Here is a 19357-nt window from a genome sequence, read left to right as displayed (position 1 = left end):
TTTTTTTTTCTTTCCAACCCCCACCCCCAACCCCCCCCCCACCCCCACGACCCCGCGGCGGGGGGGGCGCCCCCCCCCCCCGGCCCCCCCCCCCCCCCCCACGACAGCAATCAACGCACGCTACTTCTTGCGGCGCCGACCACCACCGCCACCGCTCTTCTGCGCCTTGCGCCGCTCCGCCCGGGTGAGCCCGTCCGACTCCGCGGAACCAGCACCGTCACCGTTGGAGAAGTCGCCCTCGACGACACCGCCCTCCCCGTCCACCGTGGGAGCGGAGAAGTGCAGCCGGTCCGGACGCTGCGGAGCGTCGAGCCCCTTGGCCCGGATCTCCGGACGCGCCGCCGGAACGGCGTCCTCCTTGGACAGCGACGTCGCCGCGTCCTGCACGGGAACCTCCTCGACCTGCTGCTCCACCTGGACCTCCAGGTTGAACAGGTAGCCGACGGACTCCTCCTTGATGCCCTCCATCATGGCGTTGAACATGTCGAAGCCCTCGCGCTGGTACTCGACCAGCGGGTCCTTCTGCGCCATGGCCCGCAGGCCGATGCCCTCCTGGAGATAGTCCATCTCGTAGAGGTGCTCACGCCACTTGCGGTCCAGGACGGACAGCACCACACGCCGCTCCAGCTCACGCATGATGTCGGAGCCGAGCGTCTTCTCCCGCTCGTCGTACTGCTCGTGGATGTCGCCCTTGACGGACTCGGCGATGAACTCGGCGGTGACACCGGCGAGATCCCCGGCGGCGTCCTCCAGCTCGGCGACCGTGACCTTCACCGGGTAGAGCTGCTTGAACGCGCCCCACAGCCGGTCCAGGTCCCACTCCTCGGCGAACCCCTCCGCCGTCTCCTGGCGGATGTAGTCGTCGATCGTGTCGTCCATGAAGTGGCGGATCTGGTCCTGCAGGTCCTCACCTTCCAGGACCCGGCGCCGCTCTCCGTAGATGACCTCGCGCTGCCGGTTGAGCACCTCGTCGTACTTCAGGACGTTCTTACGCGTCTCGAAGTTCTGCTGCTCGACCTGCGACTGCGCCGACGCGATCGCCCGTGTCACCATCTTGTTCTCGATCGGCACGTCGTCGGGCACATTGGCCATCGACATGACGCGCTCGACCATCTGCGCCTTGAACAGACGCATCAGGTCGTCGCCGAGGGAGAGGTAGAAACGGGACTCGCCCGGGTCGCCCTGACGGCCGGAACGGCCACGCAGCTGGTTGTCGATACGACGCGACTCGTGTCGCTCGGTACCGAGGACGTACAGCCCGCCGAGGTCCTTGACCTCGTCGTGCTCGGCCTTCACCGCCTGTTCGGCCTTCTCCAGCGCCGCGGGCAGCGCGGCCGCCCACTCCTCGACGTGCTCGACCGGGTCCAGGCCGCGCTGGCGCAGATCCGCCTCGGCCAGGTCGTCGGGGTTGCCGCCCAGCTTGATGTCCGTACCGCGGCCCGCCATGTTCGTCGCGACCGTGACGGCGCCCTTGCGGCCGGCCTGCGCGATGATCGGCGCCTCCCGGTCGTGCTGCTTGGCGTTGAGGACCTCGTGCTGCACACCGCGCTTGGAGAGCTGCTGCGAGAGGTACTCGGACTTCTCGACCGAGGTGGTGCCGACCAGGATCGGCTGGCCCTTCTCGTGCTTCTCGGCGATGTCGTCGACGACGGCGGCGAACTTCGCGACCTCCGTGCGGTAGATCAGGTCCGACTGGTCGGCCCGGACCATCGGCCGGTTGGTCGGAATCGGCACCACGCCGAGCTTGTAGATCTGGTGGAACTCGGCGGCCTCGGTCATCGCCGTACCGGTCATGCCGGAGAGCTTGCCGTAGAGGCGGAAGAAGTTCTGCAGGGTGATCGTGGCGAGGGTCTGGTTCTCGTCCTTGATGTCCACCCCTTCCTTCGCCTCGATCGCCTGGTGCATGCCCTCGTTGTAGCGGCGGCCGGCGAGGATACGGCCGGTGTGCTCGTCGACGATCATGACTTCGCCGTCGATGACGACGTAGTCCTTGTCCTTCTTGAAGAGTTCCTTGGCCTTGATGGCGTTGTTGAGGTACCCGACGAGGGGGGTGTTCACCGACTCGTAGAGGTTCTCGATGCCGAGCCAGTCCTCGACCTTCGCGACACCGGACTCGTGGATCGCGACGGTCCGCTTCTTCTCGTCGACCTCGTAGTCGCCGGTCTCCTCGATGCCCTTGAGCGGGTTGCCCGCCTCGCCCTTGGACAGGCGCGTGACCAGCTTGGCGAAGTCGCCGTACCACTTGGTGGCCTGGTCGGCCGGGCCGGAGATGATCAGCGGCGTACGGGCCTCGTCGACCAGGATCGAGTCGACCTCGTCGACGATCGCGAAGTTGTGGCCGCGCTGGACGAGCTCGTCCTGCGCCCAGGCCATGTTGTCGCGGAGGTAGTCGAACCCGAACTCGTTGTTCGTTCCGTACGTGATGTCGCAGCCGTACTGCTCGCGGCGCTGGGCCGGAGTCATGTTGGCGATGATGCAGCCGACGCTCAGGCCGAGGAACTTGTGGACCCGGCCCATCATCTCCGAGTCACGCTCGGCCAGATAGTCGTTGACCGTGATCAGGTGCACACCCTTGCCCGAGAGCGCGTTGAGATACGCGGGCAGGGTGCCGACGAGGGTCTTGCCCTCGCCGGTCTTCATCTCGGCCACATAACCGAGGTGCAGGGCTGCGCCGCCCATCATCTGGACGTCGTAGTGGCGCTGTCCGAGAACCCGCTTTGCGGCCTCACGGACGGTCGCGAATGCCTCGGGAAGCAGGTCGTCCAGGCTCTCGCCGTCCGCGTACCGTTCCTTGTACTCGTCGGTGAGCGCCCGCAGCTCGGCGTCGGAGAGGTTGACGAAGTCCTCTTCGATGGAGCTGACCTGGTCCGCGATGCGGTGCAGTTTGCGCAGGATCTTGCCTTCGCCTGCACGCATGAGCTTGTTGAAGACGGACACTGAGGCTGGTCTCCTTGCCGGTCGGGCCTGGCACTGGGTCGTGTTATGGACTCTGGCGCGGGCACGGCAGGTGGGCCCCACCGCAACGGCCATCGTAAGCGAGGACCCCGCCGCGCCGGGAGGGCTGCCACTGCGTTGACCCCGCAGCACCCTTCCGAGTCAACGGCCGAAGGGCACCGAAGGTGCCGGGAAGCCCGAAAAGTACTCGCCCCGAAGCCGCTCGCTCAGCAGAATCCGTACATGGAGCCGATCACTCTCACCACCGACCGCCTGCTGCTGCGCCCCTTCGTCCCGGGTGACGCGGAGGATCTGCACACGGCTTGCCAGGACCCCGACATCCAGCGCTGGACGGTCGTCCCCTCGCCGTACGGCCGCGCAGACGCGGAGTTCTTCGCCCGGCAGCTCTCGCCCAGCGGCTGGCAGGACGACTCCATGTACAACTTCGCCGTGGTGGTGCGCGACGGCGGCGCCCTGGCCGGAGCGCTCGGCATCAACCGGCGCACCGTGCCCGGCACGTACGAGGTCGGATTCTGGACCGCCAGGGAGCACCGCGGACTCGGCTACACGACGGAGGCGGTCCTCTGCGCCGCCCGCTGGACCTTCGCCTCGCTCGGCGGGGACCGGCTGGAGTGGCGGGCCGAGACCGGCAACCACGCCTCGCGGGCCGTCGCTCTGCGTGCCGGATTCCGGATGGAGGGCGACCAGCGCTCCGGGGTGCTCAACAAGGGAGTGCGCCGCGACGCGTGGATCGGCGGCCTGCTCCCGTCCGACCTCGGCCTGCCCGGGACCGACGCCTACCTCCCGGCCGATGCCCCCGCCCGCCCGTGAGGGGTGGTCCCGGTCTGGATGTCAGTGCCGCCCTCTAGGGTGCGAGGCATGACGTCTGTGCAGCCTCCCGCAGCCGAACTCTCCGCCGACCAGGCCCGCAGGATCGCCCTGCGCGCCCAGGGCTTCCTCGGCGCCCCGGACCGCAGGGCCGGGGCGCCCGGGGTCCTGCGGCACCTCGGAGCCGTACAGCTCGACACGATCTCGGTGCTCGCCCGGTCGCACGAACTGATTCCTTACGCACGTCTGGGCGCGGTAGGGCGGCGCACGATCGAGGAGGCGTACTGGTCGGGTGGCCGCGCCTTCGAGTACTGGTCGCACGCGGCCTGCATCCTGCCGGTCGAGGAGTGGCCGCACTTCGCCTTCCGCCGCCGCGCCTACCGCGCGCGCCCGCAGTGGCACCACGACCTGCCGGACGGCGCCTACGACACCGTCATCAAGCAGCTGCGCGCCGAGGGCCCCCTGACGGCGACGGAACTGGGCGGCGCGAAGAACGGCGGGGAGTGGTGGGACTGGTCCGCCTCGAAGGTGGCCGTCGAGCGGGCCCTGATGTACGGCGAGGTGGTGTGCACCGAGCGGCGCGGCTGGAAGCGGGTCTACGACCTCGCGGAGCGTGCTCTGCCCGATGCCGTGCTCCACGACGATCTGGACGACGCCGAGTGCCTGCGCCGGCTGGTGGCACTCGCGGGGCAGTCACTGGGCGTCGGCACCCGCGCGGACATCGCCGACTACCACCGGCTCAAGGGCGAGCAGTTCGACGCCGTGGTGGCGGACTCCGGCCTGGTCCCGGTCACGGTGCAGGGCTGGGCGAAGCCGGCCTGGGCGGATCCGGCCGCTCTGGCCTCCGAGCCGCGCGGACGCCACCGCACGACGCTGCTGTCGCCGTTCGACTCGCTGGTCTGGGAGCGCGCGCGGACCGAGCGGATCTTCGGTTTCACCCACCGCCTGGAGGCCTACGTCCCCAAGCCCAAGCGGATCCACGGCTACTTCGCGATGCCACTGCTGGCGGGCGGCAGGCTGCAGGGCCGGGTCGACCCGGCCCGCGAGGGCACGACGCTGGTCGCCCGGCAGGTGTCCCTGGCGGACGCGAAGGCCGTGACGCCGATGGCGCAGGCGCTGGTGGAAGCCGCTTCCTGGGTCGGTTGCACGGAGGTCCGGGTGGAACGGGTGGTCGCGCCGGAGCTGCGCGGGCCGCTCACCCGGGAAATCGCCCGCGTCCTGGCGTGACCGCACATTCCCGGGGCTTTGCCCCCGGGCCCGGTCACCTGATCTCGAGGATCTTCTCCCGCATGGCGTAGACCACGGCTTCCATCCGCGAGTGCAGCTGGAGCTTCTCCAGAATGTTGCGGACGTGGTTCTTCACGGTGTTCTCGGAAATGAAGAGTTCCTTCGCGATATCCCGATTGTTCATGCCCGTAGCGACCAGCTTGAGCACTTCGAGCTCACGTTCCGTGAGCCGCGGTGCCGGAACCAGCCTGCGCTCGTCGGTCCGCTGGATCATCGACTTGAACTCGGTGAGCAGTTTGGACGCCATGGAGGGGCTGATCTGGGACTGCCCGTCGGCGACCGCGCGAATCGCGGTGGCGACCTCGTCCGTGGAGATCTCCTTGAGGAGATACCCGGTGGCACCCGCCTTGATGGCGTCGTAGAGATCCGCTTCCTCGTCGCTGATCGTCAACATGATGATCTTCGCGCTGGGCGCCACTTCCTTGATGGAGGTGCAGGCCTCGATACCGCCTCGCTTGGGCATGCGCACGTCCATCAGGACGATGTCGGGCAGCAGGTCGGCCGCCTTGTCGACCGCCTCCGCCCCGTCGCCCGCCTCACCTACGACCTGGATGTCCTCCTCCTGCGCGAGGACGATCTCCAGGCCTCGTCGGAACAGAGCGTGGTCATCGACCACGAGGACTCGGATCGGCTCCTTGCGGGAACCGCTGTCGTCGTCCGCGCCGGTATGGGCACCGGCAGCGTCGTCGGCATCATTCGCATCGCGCACGGGCCCGAAGGTGTCCGCCATCGTTCCTCCCCCTGAAGGCCACGGCCTGAAGTTCACAAACGTCCGCCAACGGCAGTTCACAGAGCACCGATTGGCTTGGGACGGCCATGATTTCATGCCTGGGCGTCAGAGCGGTGATCCTGTGGTCGCACGCGGGTGCCCCTGGGGGCGCACAGGCGCTCCAGGGGCACCACAAAATGGTGGCGTCAGCCGCCGAGCGCACCGCCCGCGCCGCCCGCCTCGTCAGCGGCCAGAGGGTCGGTCCTCAGATGGATGACACCGTAGTCGTAGGCATGCCGCCGGTAGACGACACTGGGTTCCTTCGTTTCGGAGTCGACGAACAGATAGAAGTCGTGACCGACCAGCTCCATCTCGTAGAGCGCTTGGTCGAGAGACATGGGTGCCGCGACGTGTGTCTTCTCGCGCATCACCAGCGGTCCTTCGCCCTGTACCTCGAGCGAGCCGATCCTGGTGGTGGGTACGGGCTGTGCCGCTTCGTCGGCGACCAGCTCGCCGTCGCCGTTGAACGACGCCGCGTCCGGCACCATTTCACCGACCTCCGCAGCGGGGATACGGCCCGTGCCGCGGCGGCTGTAGCGCTTGTCGTGCTGCTTGCGCAGCCGCGCCTCCAGCTTGCCTGTGGCCAGGTCCAGCGCTGCGTACGGGTCGCCTGCGGCCGCTTCTGCCCTGATGACCGGTCCACGCGAGCGGAGCGTGATCTCCACTCGGTCGGAGCGGTCTGCCTGACGAGGATTCGGCTCCTTGGACACCTCCACGTCGAGGCTGATCACCTTGCCGTCGAACTTCTGGATCTTGTCCAGCTTCAGCTTCTCGGCCACGTGCTTGCGGAACCGCTCGGGCACCTCGGTCTTGCGGCCCTTGACGACGATGTCCACGCAGAACTCCGTTCCCGGATCGCTCCGCTCAGCGGCGGAGCATCTCCCTTTTGCACCAGGCTCCGGTGATGGCCGGAGCCGCGGACTCGGTGACTTCCACCTCCTCCTCCCCCGTCGGCAAGGTCTCCACCCCACCGAATTCCCGGTTTCCGAACTCCGGTGGGTCACCTGCCCGAAACCTGGTGATGCATTCGCCGAGGCCTGGCATTCACCATTCCTCACAACCGAACATAGCCTGCCCGGGCGGATGTCGGCACCCGCTACTCGCGCGTACCTCCGTTCAGGTCCTTTTACCCACTCACTACCTGCAACGATGCAAGTTCAGTTCCAGTTCCGGTTTATTTCGAAGGCGGACGGAGAAGCTGCGACGACGGCCGCGTGACGCACCCCTGGACCAGCGCTCCCCCACCCGTCGGCACCGTCGATCGCACGCGCCGCCTCGGCCAGTGAGGCACCCGTCGTCAACAGGTCGTCCACCAGCACCACCCGACCGGCGGCAAGCAGACGTTCACCCCCGGCCACGACCCCCAGCGCACCCGCCAGATTCGCCCGGCGCTCCCGGGCCCCGAGCCCTGACTGGTCGGCCACCGGACGCCTCTGCCGCAGCACCCCGGCCACCCGGGCGGACGTGCCCGAACGCCGCAGTTCCGCCGCGGCCGCCAGCGCGATCCGACGGGCAGGATCATGCCCGCGCGCCGCGACGGCCCGCCGCGCGGAAGGTACGGGCACGAGCAACAGCGGTCCCGCGCTTGGCGACGATCCCGCCCCGGCCCTCACGGCACCCGCCAGCGCCCTGCCGGCTGCTCCTGCGAGGCCGAGTACACCCCGCTCCTTGTGGGCCAGCAGCACCGCCCGTACCGCGTTCTCGTATCCGGCGGCCGCGTGCACCACGGGCAGGCCTGCCGGCTCCGGATCGGGCCTCACCCGGCGCGGCACCCCGCCGTACAACTGCGCGCCACACTCCTCGCACAGCTCGGTCCGCGGCCTGCCGCAGCCTCCACAGTCCACCGGCAGGACCAGTCCGGCGATCTCCCGCCACCACCCGCGCATGACTCCACTGTGCAGGCGTCGAGGCAGCCCGGCCACCCCTGTGGACAACCGCCCCGGCCAACCCCCGGGACAACGCCCGGCCGTCATCCCGTCTGCGGGCGTCAGCCCGGATAGACGAGTGCCGAACCTGCCTTCAGGACGGTCTGCCAGTTGTCTCCGGGCAGCAGTTTCACTATCCCGTCGCCGACCGTGTCCGCCATCAGCGGCAGCTGTTCGTCGTCCGCCGCCGCGATGGCCCGCACCTGGTTGACTCCGGGCAGTACGCCCGAGGAAGGTGTCGAGCCGTCCGCCTGCACGTAGCGGACCTGCTGCACCCCTCCCTGCTCCTTGCCGACCACCACGAGGCGGCTGCCGCCCGACCACGACATCGCGGTCACATCAGCCAGCTGCGGTGCGGCCTGCCGCAGATCCACCACGGAGACCTGCTCCTGGCTCTGCGTGCCCTGCCTCTCGATCCGGCCGATCTTCAGCGCCGTCGTCCCGTCGTCCCTCGTCAGCAGCAGTGCGATGCGCACCCCGTCCGAGGACAGGCGCAGTGCCGTGATCCGGCCGCCGCCCAGGCTCGGTACGGAGACCTCCTGGGGCTTGCCCGTGCCGCCGGCCAGCCGCAGCAGCCGTGGGTCGCGGGGGTCGCGGTCGGCGACCCAGAGGTCGCCCCGGCTGTCCCAGCTGGGCGCCGTCAGCCGGTCCTTGGAGTTGCCGGCCTTGCTCGTCACCGCCGGGACGGGAAGCTCGCCGTCCGCGGCGATGGAGGAGACGTAGAGCGCGTCCCCGTGCTGCGAGAGAGCTGCCGCCGTCTGCTCGTCCCGGGCCACGCCGACCGCGCTCACCCGCAGCGAGCCGCTGCCGAACGGGCCGGCCACCGGCTCCGGCTCACCGCTGCCCCGGGTGCTCCCCGGAATGCGCTCCACGTGTCCCTTGCCATTGACGAAGTACTGGCTGTCGGGCCCGCCCGACGAACCGTCGGGGGCGTACTCCTCGGCCTGGTCCGCCCCCAGGACACAGAGCGCCGAACCGTCGGAACGCTGGAGCTCCACCTGCTCGACGCGTGCGGAGGTCAGGTCCCGGAGGGTGAAGAGCACCTGCGAGGCCATCATCCGGCAGGAGCGCTGCCCGACCCCGTCGGCCTTCTTGTCGAGCGGGACCTTCAGCACGTTGCGGTCGTCCGGAGTCAGGGACGTGACGCCCTTCCGCAGCCCGGTACCAGCGGGAAAGCGGGAGGCGACCACGGGCCGCAGCCAGTCGGTGGGCCCCCTCAGGAGGCTGCGGACGGCCTGCGTCACCGTGTCCATGCCGGTGGCCGGATCGGTCCGGTTACGGATGTAGACGGGGTCGGCGACCAGGGTGGACTGCGCCTCGGTCCGCCCGGTGGCGAAGTAGAACTTGTTGACGGAACGGTAGAGCCGCTTGAAGTCGGACTGCCCGAGGACCAGACCGTCCGGCACGCTGCCGATGCGCCATTCGCTGCCGTCCGGACCCTTCTCCCGCACCAGGTGAAGCGTGCGGGAGTAGTCGGTGGGCGCGAGCGGCTGATAGGCGTTCTGGTCGTCGACCGTTGCCACCTCCTCACCTGTCAGGGTGTAGGTGACCTCGTTGGTACTGCGGTCGCTCTCGTGGACCGGCCGGTCGCTCCGGTTCGGCGCCTTGGCCAGCACCGTGGTGAACGCGCCCGGCTTCCAGCTGCTCGACGCCTTCTTCGTGAGGTACTGGCGCGTGGTCCTGAAATCGGAGTCGTCACTGGTCATCGACTCCAGGAAACCGTCGACCACCTCGTTCGGAGTGGCTCCGTCACGCGGAGCCACCGCGTACACCTGCACCTGGGAGTCGCCGGGCTGCGAGGCGTCCACGGCCTTGACGTCCCCCGTGACGGGCATCGAGCCGCATGCGGACAGCAGCAGGGCGCCGCACCCGAGCAGCACGGTCACCCCCACCGCACGTCCACGGCCGCCCTGACGACGGTCAGTGACCACGAGTCGTGTCCTCCCGCCCCGGATCCTGCCCCGGAGAGTCGTTGTGACGGCCCGGCCGCGCATCGGCGGGACGCGGCACCACACGCGCGCCGTTGCCCGGCAGGGCTGCCGGATGCACCGAAGCCGGTGCGGTCCGGGCAGGCATGGGTGCGCGGGCCGGTACGGGCAGTGCCGCCCGGTCCGTACCCGCCGGCTGCGAGGGAACCGCCACCAGCCGGTGGTCACTGCCCTGGGTGGGAGCAGCCGCGGCCCGTTCCCGGTTCTCACGGTTGCGCCGCGAGTCCTCGGGCTCCAGCGGTATCGGCGAACCGCGCAGCGGCTCGTCCGCCGTACGCGGCAGCGTCAGCCGGAACTGCGAACCCCCACCGGGCTCGCCCCAGGCCTGCAGCCAGCCGCCGTGCAGCCGCGCGTCCTCGACGGCGATGGACAGTCCGAGTCCGGTGCCGCCCGTCGTACGGGCGCGGGCGGGATCGGCCCGCCAGAAACGGTTGAACACCCGGGTCGCCTCGCCGGGCTTCAGCCCCACACCGTAGTCCCGGACGGCCACGGCGACCGCTCCGCCCGCCACTCCCATCCGCACCACGACATCGCGTCCCTCGCCGTGCTCGACGGCGTTGACTACCAGGTTGCGCAGGACCCTCTCGACCCGTCGCGCGTCGGCCTCGGCGATCACCGGCTGCTCGTCGCCGACGACCCGGATCAGGGTGCCCTTGCGCTCGGCCAGCGGCTCGGCGCCACCGATCACCCGTCGCACGACCTGCCGGAGGTCTATCGGCTCCGCCTCCAGAGCCGCGGCTCCCGCGTCGAACCGGCTGATCTCCAGCAGATCGGACAGCAGTGACTCGAACCGGTCGAGCTGGTCCCCGAGGAGCTCCGCGGAACGCGCCGTGACCGGGTCGAAGTCGACGCGGGCCTCGTGAATCACATCGGCTGCCATCCGCACAGTCGTCAGCGGCGTCCGCAGCTCGTGCGAGACGTCCGAGACGAAGCGCCGCTGCATCCGGGAGAGCTCCTCCAACTGCTGGATCTTCAGCTGAAGGTTCTGCGCCATCTTGTTGAAGGCCTCGCCTAGCCGGGCGATGTCGTCCTCGCCGGTGACCTTCATCCGCTCCTGGAGCCGGCCCGCCGAGAGCCGTTCGGCGATCCCCGCCGCCATGCGTACGGGGGTGACGACCTGGCGCACCACGAACCACGCGATGGCCCCGAGGAGCACGACCACGAACAGACCCGCGGTCGCCAGCGTGCCCCTGACCAGCGTCAGGGACTTCTCCTCCTGAGTCAGCGGGAAGACGTAGTAGAGCTGGTACGGATTGCGGTCGATGTCGTAGAGCCGCTTGCCCACGACCAGACCGGGCTGCGATTCCTGCCCGTTCGCGTACTTGATCTGCGAGTACGTCTGAAACGCTCCCGGGCCCTTGTTCACCGACTCGCGCAGCTTCTGCGGAATGCTTGCGGCTTCGACGCTGCCCGAGCCGCGGGGCGCACGGGACCCCTCGTCGGCGCTGAGCGCCACCACGTTGAACGCGTTCTTCCCACCACTGGCGAGCTGATCGACGAGCTCGGTCCGCCAGGAGTTGTTGGCCGTCGTGCCGTCTGCGGCGTCACTGCCCTGCCCACCGGGGGTGAGCGGAGCGTTCGCCTTCTCCTGGGCGGCCGCGAACCCGCCGGCTGCCTGTGTCTGGGCAGCCTTGCCCTTCGCGTCCAGCAGGCCGTTGCGCACCTGCCCGATCACGACGAGGCCGAGCAGCAGCACCACACCGAGTGACATCAGCAGTGTGCCGGCGACGACCCGCAGCTGGAGGTTGCGCCGCCACAGCCGCACTGCGGGCAGAAGCGGGCCCCGCACCCATCGCATCAGCAGGCGTGGAACCGGCCCGCCGGGCGCCCGGTCATGGAACAACCGGCCGCCCCGCAGGAAACGTCCGACCGGAGATGACGTGTGCCCTGAACCGGTAGCCCGCTCCGCACGGACTCCCGGCTCCCCGGGCTTCGGAGCAGTGCTACCCAGGGACATGTCAGCTCGGTCCGGCCTTGTAACCGACACCTCGGACGGTCACGACGATCTCCGGCCGCTCCGGGTCCTTCTCGACCTTGGAGCGGAGTCGCTGCACGTGCACATTCACCAGACGGGTGTCAGCGGCGTGACGGTATCCCCAGACCTGCTCGAGGAGTACCTCACGGGTGAAGACCTGCCACGGCTTGCGGGCGAGCGCGACCAGCAGGTCGAACTCCAGCGGGGTCAGGGCGATGGACTGCCCGTCCCGCTTCACCGAGTGCCCGGCCACATCTATGACCAGGTCCCCGATGGTCAGCTGCTCCGGTGCCGGTTCCTCGGACCTGCGCAAACGTGCCCTGATCCGGGCAACCAACTCCTTAGGTTTGAACGGCTTGACGATGTAGTCGTCGGCCCCGGACTCCAGGCCCACCACTACGTCAACCGTGTCGCTCTTGGCAGTGAGCATGACGATCGGCACACCGGACTCGGCCCTGATCAACCTGCAGACCTCGATGCCGTCCCTACCGGGCAGCATGAGATCCAGCAGAACCAGGTCCGGCTTTGCCTCACGAAATGCAGCAAGTGCCTTGTCGCCGTCCGCTACGAACGACGGCTCGAACCCCTCACCACGCAGCACAATCCCGAGCATCTCGGCCAGTGCGGTGTCGTCGTCGACGACAAGGACGCGTCCCTTCATAATCGACATCATCCCATTAGCTAATCGTTACCTGCGATGACCTGGCACACAGCTCTGCCAGTCCGACCCCTGTGACCGGGGAGATTACGCCCTCCTCCGTGACGATCGCCGTGACCAGCTCCGGCGGTGTGATGTCGAACGCGGGGTTGTACGCCGGGGTTCCCACCGGGGCCACGAGCACTCCGGCACCCCTTCCGTCGACCCTCGACTGCGGCAATGTGAGCTCGGTCACTTCGCTCGCCGGCCGCTGCTCCACCGTGATGGCCGCACCGTCCGCGGTGTGCAGATCCACGGTCGTGGTCGGTGCCACCACGATGAACGGTACGTGGTGGTACTTCGCGAGCACCGCGAGCGGATAGCTCCCCACCTTGTTGGCCACCGATCCGTCCGCGGAGATGCGGTCCGCCCCGATGAGCACGGCGTCCACCTCTCCCGCGGCGAACAGCGATCCCGCGGCATTGTCCGTGAGCAAGCTGTACGGCATGCCGTTGCGCGCCGCCTCGTACGCGGTCAGCCGGGCGCCCTGCAGCAGCGGGCGGGTCTCGTCCACCCACAGTCGCCTGAGCCTGCCCGCCCGGTGCGCCGCGAGCGCGACCGCGAATGCCGTTCCCTCGCCCCCGGAGACCAGGGCCCCGGTGTTGCAGTGGGTCAGCAACCGGTGCCCGCCGCCGGGAAGCAGCTCACTCAGGAGAGCAAGCCCGAACCGGGCCATGTGCCCGCTGGCCACTGCGTCCTCCCGGTGCAGTGCCCGGGCCTCGTCCAGCGCCACCGCCGCCGCCTGCTCCGCACCGGCCCCCTTGTCGACGGCCGCCCAGTAGGCCGCGGCGGCACGGCGAACGCCGTACCCGAGGTTCACCGCGGTGGGCCGCGCCTGCTCCAGCAGGCCCGCGGCCTCCGCCACGTCGTATCCCCGCGCGGCCGCGAGAGCCACCCCGTAGGCCCCTGCGATGCCCAGCAGCGGCGCCCCGCGCACGGCCAGCGTCCGGATCGCCTCCACCAGCGCGGGAACGTCGGTACACGCCAGTTCGGCTTCTTCTGCCGGCAGCCTCGTCTGGTCGAGAAGCACCAGCACAGGACCTTCCGGAGGCTCGTCCCAGCGAAGTACGGAAAGCGCGGCAGGCTCAAAGCCCACCGGCGATTGCGCGTCCTGATCAGCCATCCGTCCAGTCTGCCCCGTGAGCCGCCCGAGCATGAAGGAACGAAGGAGATACAGCGCCAGGCCCGGACGGGGCGAACGCGTGGCACGATGGCTGCCAACCTGACGCCCCGATGCGCGGACAGGACCGTGAAGGAGCGAGAATGAACGACACTCCGGGCTGGGCCTCGCCCGGATCTGCCCCCTCCGACGGCCAGGAGGCAGGCGCCCCCCGCCCCTCCGACGGCCAGGAGCCAGGCGTCCCCCGCCCCTCCGAGCCTGTCGACGGCAGCGGGTCTGCGGGAAACTGGTCTTCCACGCAGCCGCCCGCAGGGCAGTGGTCCCCACCGAGCACTTCCGGCACCGGCCCCGGCACTCCGCCTCCCTACCCGGGTTGGGGCGTTCCCCCGCAGGGCCCCGGGTGGGGACGACCGCCGGCTGCGGCCAAGCCCGGTGTCATCCCCCTCCGGCCTCTGGGCGTCGGCGAGATCCTGGACGGTGCCGTATCCACCATGCGTGCGCACTGGCGCACGGTCCTCGGCATCTCTCTCGCCGTCTCCGTGATCGCCCAGGTGGCCGACCTGCTCGTGCAGCGGTATCTGCTGCCTGAACCCACGTCGATCGACCGGAACGCCACGGGCTCGGAGGCCTTGCGCCAGGCCACCGATTCGCTCCGCACCAGCCTGCTGAACACCGCCCCGCCGCTGCTCATCTCGATGCTCGCCACGATCTTCACCACCGCGGTACTGACCGTGGTGATCAGTCGCTCGGTGCTGGGCCGCCCCGTCACGCTCTCCGACGCCTGGGCCGAGGCACGGCCCCGGTTGTTCCCGCTCCTGGGCCTGACGTTCCTGCTGACCCTCATGGCCGCGGCCATCATGGCGGTGGGAATCCTCCCGGGCTTCCTGATCGGCGACACAGCCGGGGCCGGCCTCTCCTTCATCGGACTGCTCGCCGCCGGTGGTGTGATCCTCTGGCTCCTGGTCCGTTTCTGGCTCGCCTCCCCGGCGCTGATGCTGGAACGGCAGTCGATCACCGCATCCATGCGGCGTTCCGCCAAACTGGTCCGCGGCGCCTGGTGGCGGACGTTCGGCGTCCTCGCGCTCACCTCGCTGCTGACGCTCATCGTGACGTTGGTGATCGGCATCCCGTTCGGCCTCATCGCGATGGCCGTGGACGACGGCGGCCTGAACTCCTTGTTCACCGAAGGAGCCACCGGTTTCGGCTGGCCGTTCCTGATCGTCTCCGCCATCGGTGACGTGGTCGTCGCGACGATCATCTATCCACTGTCCGCCGGCGTCACGGCCCTCCTCTACGTGGACCAGCGCATCCGACGCGAGGCACTCGACCTCGACCTCGCCCGGGCAGCCGGTCTGCCGGGTTACGACAACAGGAGCTGACACCGTGTCGGGGGCGGGTGGCACAACGGCAGCGGCGGCAGAGCTGCTGATCCGGTCGAGCGGCGACATACCCGTGGACATTCCACGGGTACCCGCCCGCGAGGCCGCACGGCACGAATTGTCCGAACCGATGTACCACGAGAACGATCCGAACCCGCTCCAGCGTGCTCTGGACCATCTGTGGAGCTGGATCGGCGACCTCCTCTCGTCCGCCTCCGACGCCGCCCCGGGCGGGCCTGCGGGACTGGTCGTACTCGTCCTGATCGTCATCGCTCTGATCGCCGCGCTCCTGTGGCGTCTGGGCGCCCCGCAGCGCGGCCCGCTCGTCACGGAAGCCCTCTTCGAGAGCGGCCCCCGCAGCGCGCCGGAACACCGCGCCACCGCCGAGGCCCACGCCGCCGCCGGCCGGTGGAGCCAAGCCGTCCAGGAGCGGATGCGCGCCATTGTCCGTTCCCTGGAGGAACGCACTCTTCTCGATGCCCGCCCCGGACGCACCGCCGACGAAGCCGCCGCCGAGGCGGGCCGCACACTTCCTGCCCACGCCGCACGGCTCCGGGCGGCGGCCCAGGCGTTCGACGACGTCACATACGGCGGGCGTTCCGCCGACCGGCAGGCGTACCTGACCGTGCTCGCTCTGGATCTGGACCTCGAGTCCGCCACACCGCAACTGTCCGGCACGCTTCCGGAGGCTGCCGAATGACCGCGGCCACCACCCGCCCCACGTCCACCTCTCCCACTCCGAGCCAGGTCTGGAACCGCACGCGCGGGCTCCTTCTCGCCCTCCTCGTGCTCGCTGCCGCGGGCATCGCCCTGGCGGCCGCCCGCTCCGGAGACCAGCACGGCCGGCTCGACCCCCGCTCCGCAGACCCGTACGGCAGCAGGGCTGTGGCCGAACTCCTCAAGGATCGTGGCGTTTCCGTCCGCATCGTCACCACGCTCCAGGCCGCCACGTCCGCGGCCGGCCCCGACGCCACACTGCTCGTTGCCGCTCCCAATCTTCTGACACCGTCTCAGCAGAGCACGCTCCACGCGATGACCACCGACGCGGGCGGCCGGACGGTGCTCATCGCCCCGGGCCCGACATCGGTCGGCATATTGGTCCCCGGTGTCCACGTCGAGTCCTCCGCACCGGTCTCCACACGGGCCCCGCAGTGTTCGCTGGCTGCCGCACGCCAGGCCGGTAACGCGGACACCGGGGGCTTCCGCTACAGGTCGGACGGTCTCGAAGCCCTCGCCTGCTACCCGGCCGGCGGCCTTCCTACCTTGCTCATGGTGGAGCGACCCGCATCGGGTGACACCGCCCTGCTCGGATCCCCCGACCTCCTCCACAACGACCGTCTGGACAAGGCGGGCAACGCCTCTCTGGCCCTTCAACTCCTCGGCTCGCGACCACATCTGATCTGGTACCTCCCCTCTCTCAGCGATCCCTCCGCCGCGGACAGCGGCGGGGACAAGGCCACCGGCACGGACCGCGACAGCGCCGAAGACGAAAGCAGCTTCATCGATCTCATCCCCTCGGGCTGGCTCTGGGGGACCCTTCAACTCGCCCTCGCCGCCGTACTTGCCGCCATCTGGCGGGCACGGCGCCTGGGTCCAGTGATCGCCGAACGGCTGCCCGTGGCCATCCGCGCCTCCGAATCCACCGAGGGCCGCGCCCGCCTCCAGCGCAAGGCCAACGCCCGCGACCGGGCCGCCGACGCGCTGCGCACCGCCACTCGTACCCGCATCGCTCCCCTTGTCGGCGTCTCCCCGAGTGACGCGCACTCCCCCGCGGCCCTCCTCCCCGCCGTGTCCGCGCGCCGCAACCCTGGCGACACCGGCCTCCACCAACTGCTCTTCGGTTCGGCCCCCTCCGACGACAAAGCTCTCGTCCTTCTGGCAGACCAACTCGACACCCTCGAAAGAGAGGTCCGTACCTCATGAGCGCCCCGCCCCCCATGCCCACCGGGACAACCGGGACAGCCGAGACAACAGAGACCGTCAGCAGCGACGCCGCGGCCCGTGCCTCCCTGGAAGCGCTGCGCTCCGAGATCGCCAAGGCCGTGGTCGGCCAGGACGCGGCGGTCACCGGTCTCGTCGTCGCGCTGCTCTGCCGCGGCCATGTCCTGCTCGAAGGCGTCCCCGGTGTGGCCAAGACCCTCCTGGTCAGGGCGCTCGCAGCATCACTCGAACTCGACACCAAGCGTGTCCAGTTCACCCCGGATCTGATGCCCAGTGATGTCACCGGCTCACTGGTCTACGACGCCCGCACCGCCGAGTTCTCCTTCCAGCCGGGGCCGGTGTTCACCAACCTCCTGCTCGCCGACGAGATCAACCGGACTCCTCCCAAAACGCAGTCCTCCCTTCTGGAGGCCATGGAGGAACGCCAGGTCACCGTCGACGGAGTCCCGCGCCCCCTGCCGGACCCCTTCCTCGTTGCAGCCACCCAGAACCCGGTGGAGTACGAGGGCACATATCCTCTCCCTGAAGCCCAGTTGGACCGGTTCCTGCTCAAACTCACCGTCCCGCTGCCGACCCGTGACGACGAGATCAACGTCCTGACCCGGCACGCCAACGGCTTCAACCCTCGCGACCTGCAGGCGGCGGGCATACGCCCGGTCGCCGGGCCCGCTGACCTTGAAGCAGCACGCACCGCTGTCGCCCAAACCACCGTCTCGCCTGAGATCGCCGGTTACGTTGTCGATATCTGTCGTGCCACGCGCGAATCCCCCTCGCTCGCCCTCGGTGTCTCACCCCGAGGTGCCACAGCTCTCCTGTCCACTGCCCGGGCCTGGGCCTGGCTGACCGGCCGCGACTACGTCACCCCCGATGACGTCAAGGCCCTCGCGCTCCCCACGCTCCGGCACCGCATCCAGCTGCGGCCCGAGGCGGAGATGGAGGGAGTCACCCCGGACTCCGTCATTACCGCGGTCCTCGCCCACGTCCCCGTACCCCGTTGAGGCGGTGAATGGTGGCCCTTACCGGACGCACTGCTCTGCTCGCCGCTCTGGGGTCACTCCCTGTAGGCATTCTGGCCCCGAGTTGGACGGGCATGCTCGCGGTCAACGCCCCGCTCTCTCTAGCTATTCTGTGCGACTACGCCCTGGCAGCGCCAGTGCGCCCGCTGCAGTTCACTCGATCCGGCGATACAAGCGTTCGACTCGGTGACGGCGCCGAGGTGCAACTCACCGTAGTCAATCCTTCCCGCCGCCGCCTGCGCGCACACCTCCGTGACGCCTGGCCTCCCAGCAGTTGGCTACCGGGTACGGACCAGGCCGCGTCTCGCCACAAACTGGATGTCCCGCCGGGTGAGCGTCGCCGTGTCACCACACTTCTGCGCCCCACCCGCCGCGGCGACCGCCAGGCCGAGCAGATCACCGTCCGGTCCTATGGCCCGCTGGGACTCGCAGCACGCCAGGGCAGTCATCATGCCCCTTGGAAAGTACGTGTCCTTCCCCCCTTCACGAGTCGCAAACACCTGCCGTCCCGCCTCGCCAGGCTGCGGGAACTCGACGGCCGCACAAGCGTCCTCACCCGGGGCGAGGGCACGGAATTCGACAGCCTGCGCCCCTACGTTCCCGGTGATGACACCCGCTCGATCGACTGGAGGGCCACCGCGCGGCAGTCCGCGGTGGCCGTACGGACCTGGCGCCCCGAGCGCGACCGTCACCTCCTCATCGTCCTCGATACCGGCCGAACGTCAGCGGGCCGGGTCGGCGATGTCCCCCGTCTCGACGCGTCGATGGACGCGGCACTGCTCCTCACCGCCCTTGCCACCCGCGCCGGCGACCGTGTGGACCTCCTCGCCTACGACCGTCGTGTACGCGCCCAGGTCCGGGGCCGGGCAGCGGGAGAAATCCTGTCGGTGATGGTCGACGCCATGGCGCCGCTGGAACCGGAACTCGTGGAAACCGACGCACGCGGTCTGAGCGCCGCAGCGCTGGCCAACGCTCCCCGGCGCTCTTTGATCGTGCTCCTGACCAGCCTTGACGCAGCGCCTGTAGAAGAGGGCCTGCTGCGCGTACTCCCGCGTCTCACCCAGCGGCATACCGTGCTGCTGGCGGCCGTTAGGGACCCGCACGTCGAGGACATGGCGGGCGCGAGAGGAACAGTGGACGCGATCTATGAAGCCGCTGCCGGAGCCCAGGCTCAGTCTCGTCGGCGTAGGACTGCGGATCAGCTCCAGCGTCACGGCGTGGTCGTCGTGGACGCCACCCCTGACAAACTCGCGCCGGCCCTCGCCGACGCCTATTTGGCTCTCAAGGCAGCGGGGCGACTGTAAGGGCTGTCCCGTAGTCGTCACCGGCAGGCAGACCCACGAAAGAATCAGCGGGCACGACCAAGATGCATCGGGTCGTGTCCGCTGACATCTGTCCCGGTTCGCCGGCGACCTGGTCCGGAACGCAGAAAAGCCCCGTGCCACAAGGGCACGGGGCTTAACTATCAAAAGGAGTTCGGCGGCGTCCTACTCTCCCA

The 19357-nt window shown here is 69.4% G+C and carries 15 protein-coding genes; 7 read left to right on the top strand and 8 right to left on the bottom strand.

Features of this window, described 5'->3' with window-relative positions:
• Positions 1-120 precede the first annotated feature (120 nt).
• Complete coding sequence (gene secA / locus ABT025_RS37065; protein ID WP_351003074.1) at positions 121-2937, bottom strand: preprotein translocase subunit SecA; 2817 nt, start codon at positions 2935-2937, stop codon at positions 121-123.
• Between the two features lie 240 nt (positions 2938-3177).
• On the opposite strand from secA, the gene ABT025_RS37060 reads away from it, so the two are divergent.
• Positions 3178-3765 carry a GNAT family N-acetyltransferase gene (locus ABT025_RS37060; RefSeq protein ID WP_351003073.1) on the top strand — a complete coding sequence of 196 codons (588 nt, stop codon included), beginning with the start codon at positions 3178-3180 and terminating at the stop codon, positions 3763-3765.
• Between the two features lie 48 nt (positions 3766-3813).
• Entirely contained in the window at positions 3814-4989 is a 1176-nt protein-coding gene (locus ABT025_RS37055; RefSeq protein ID WP_351003072.1) for a winged helix-turn-helix domain-containing protein, read from the top strand.
• Between the two features lie 34 nt (positions 4990-5023).
• Here the strand turns inward: ABT025_RS37055 and ABT025_RS37050 are convergent, their stop codons facing one another.
• The 7 genes from ABT025_RS37050 to mtnA all read right to left on the bottom strand — a co-directional run bounded on the left by ABT025_RS37050 (position 5024) and on the right by mtnA (position 13526).
• Positions 5024-5779: a response regulator gene (locus ABT025_RS37050; RefSeq protein WP_351003071.1), complete on the bottom strand. Its 756-nt coding sequence runs from the start codon at positions 5777-5779 to the stop codon at positions 5024-5026.
• Between the two features lie 185 nt (positions 5780-5964).
• The gene (gene hpf / locus ABT025_RS37045) at positions 5965-6654 is read right to left on the bottom strand and encodes a ribosome hibernation-promoting factor, HPF/YfiA family (RefSeq protein ID WP_148018960.1); all 690 of its coding nucleotides are present in this window, start codon (positions 6652-6654) and stop codon (positions 5965-5967) included.
• A gap of 321 nt (positions 6655-6975) precedes the next feature.
• Positions 6976-7704 carry a ComF family protein gene (locus tag ABT025_RS37040; RefSeq protein ID WP_351003070.1) on the bottom strand — a complete coding sequence of 243 codons (729 nt, stop codon included), beginning with the start codon at positions 7702-7704 and terminating at the stop codon, positions 6976-6978.
• 101 nt (positions 7705-7805) lie between these two features.
• On the bottom strand, positions 7806-9674 hold the full coding sequence (locus ABT025_RS37035) for an LpqB family beta-propeller domain-containing protein (RefSeq protein WP_502972118.1): 1869 nt from the start codon (positions 9672-9674) through the stop codon (positions 7806-7808).
• Complete coding sequence (mtrB, locus tag ABT025_RS37030; RefSeq protein ID WP_351003069.1) at positions 9664-11688, bottom strand: MtrAB system histidine kinase MtrB; 2025 nt, start codon at positions 11686-11688, stop codon at positions 9664-9666. Before mtrB ends, ABT025_RS37035 begins: the two co-directional genes overlap by 11 nt.
• 1 nt (position 11689) lies before the next feature.
• Positions 11690-12379, bottom strand: coding sequence for a two-component system response regulator MtrA (gene mtrA / locus ABT025_RS37025; protein WP_187740742.1), 690 nt, complete (start codon positions 12377-12379; stop codon positions 11690-11692).
• Positions 12380-12383: 4 nt separating this feature from the next.
• A complete protein-coding gene (mtnA, locus tag ABT025_RS37020; protein ID WP_351003068.1) occupies positions 12384-13526 on the bottom strand; it encodes an S-methyl-5-thioribose-1-phosphate isomerase in 1143 nt (380 codons plus the stop codon).
• A gap of 140 nt (positions 13527-13666) precedes the next feature.
• Here mtnA and ABT025_RS37015 point away from each other — a divergent pair, with 140 nt between their 5' ends.
• The 5 genes from ABT025_RS37015 to ABT025_RS36995 are packed head-to-tail and all read left to right on the top strand — an operon-like array spanning position 13667 to position 19163.
• Positions 13667-14902, top strand: coding sequence for a DUF7847 domain-containing protein (locus ABT025_RS37015; RefSeq protein WP_351003067.1), 1236 nt, complete (start codon positions 13667-13669; stop codon positions 14900-14902).
• Positions 14903-14906: 4 nt separating this feature from the next.
• Positions 14907-15602, top strand: coding sequence for a DUF4129 domain-containing protein (locus ABT025_RS37010; protein WP_351003066.1), 696 nt, complete (start codon positions 14907-14909; stop codon positions 15600-15602).
• Positions 15599-16825, top strand: coding sequence for a DUF4350 domain-containing protein (locus ABT025_RS37005; RefSeq protein ID WP_351003065.1), 1227 nt, complete (start codon positions 15599-15601; stop codon positions 16823-16825). The genes ABT025_RS37010 and ABT025_RS37005 overlap by 4 nt, the downstream gene beginning before the upstream one ends.
• A 14-nt stretch (positions 16826-16839) precedes the next feature.
• A complete protein-coding gene (locus tag ABT025_RS37000) occupies positions 16840-17841 on the top strand; it encodes an AAA family ATPase (protein ID WP_351003076.1) in 1002 nt (333 codons plus the stop codon).
• A gap of 11 nt (positions 17842-17852) precedes the next feature.
• Positions 17853-19163: a DUF58 domain-containing protein gene (locus tag ABT025_RS36995; RefSeq protein ID WP_351003075.1), complete on the top strand. Its 1311-nt coding sequence runs from the start codon at positions 17853-17855 to the stop codon at positions 19161-19163.
• Positions 19164-19357 lie beyond the last annotated feature (194 nt).

Origin of the sequence: Streptomyces sp. NPDC002809 (assembly GCF_040295435.1) — a bacterium.
In the GTDB taxonomy this organism is placed as follows: domain Bacteria; phylum Actinomycetota; class Actinomycetes; order Streptomycetales; family Streptomycetaceae; genus Streptomyces.
This window is presented reverse-complemented; position numbering and strand designations above follow the sequence as displayed.

Bases quoted from the DNA above. Each gene is read 5' to 3' on its own strand.
- ABT025_RS37060 (WP_351003073.1), top strand. From the start codon at position 3,178: ATGGAGCCGATCACTCTCACCACCGACCGCCTGCTGCTGCGCCCCTTC.
- ABT025_RS37055 (WP_351003072.1), top strand. From the start codon at position 3,814: ATGACGTCTGTGCAGCCTCCCGCAGCCGAACTCTCCGCCGACCAGGCC.
- ABT025_RS37050 (WP_351003071.1), bottom strand. From the start codon at position 5,779: ATGGCGGACACCTTCGGGCCCGTGCGCGATGCGAATGATGCCGACGAC.
- ABT025_RS37040 (WP_351003070.1), bottom strand. From the start codon at position 7,704: ATGCGCGGGTGGTGGCGGGAGATCGCCGGACTGGTCCTGCCGGTGGAC.
- mtrB (WP_351003069.1), bottom strand. From the start codon at position 11,688: ATGTCCCTGGGTAGCACTGCTCCGAAGCCCGGGGAGCCGGGAGTCCGT.
- mtrA (WP_187740742.1), bottom strand. From the start codon at position 12,379: ATGATGTCGATTATGAAGGGACGCGTCCTTGTCGTCGACGACGACACC.
- mtnA (WP_351003068.1), bottom strand. From the start codon at position 13,526: ATGGCTGATCAGGACGCGCAATCGCCGGTGGGCTTTGAGCCTGCCGCG.
- ABT025_RS37015 (WP_351003067.1), top strand. From the start codon at position 13,667: ATGAACGACACTCCGGGCTGGGCCTCGCCCGGATCTGCCCCCTCCGAC.
- ABT025_RS37005 (WP_351003065.1), top strand. From the start codon at position 15,599: ATGACCGCGGCCACCACCCGCCCCACGTCCACCTCTCCCACTCCGAGC.
- ABT025_RS37000 (WP_351003076.1), top strand. From the start codon at position 16,840: ATGCCCACCGGGACAACCGGGACAGCCGAGACAACAGAGACCGTCAGC.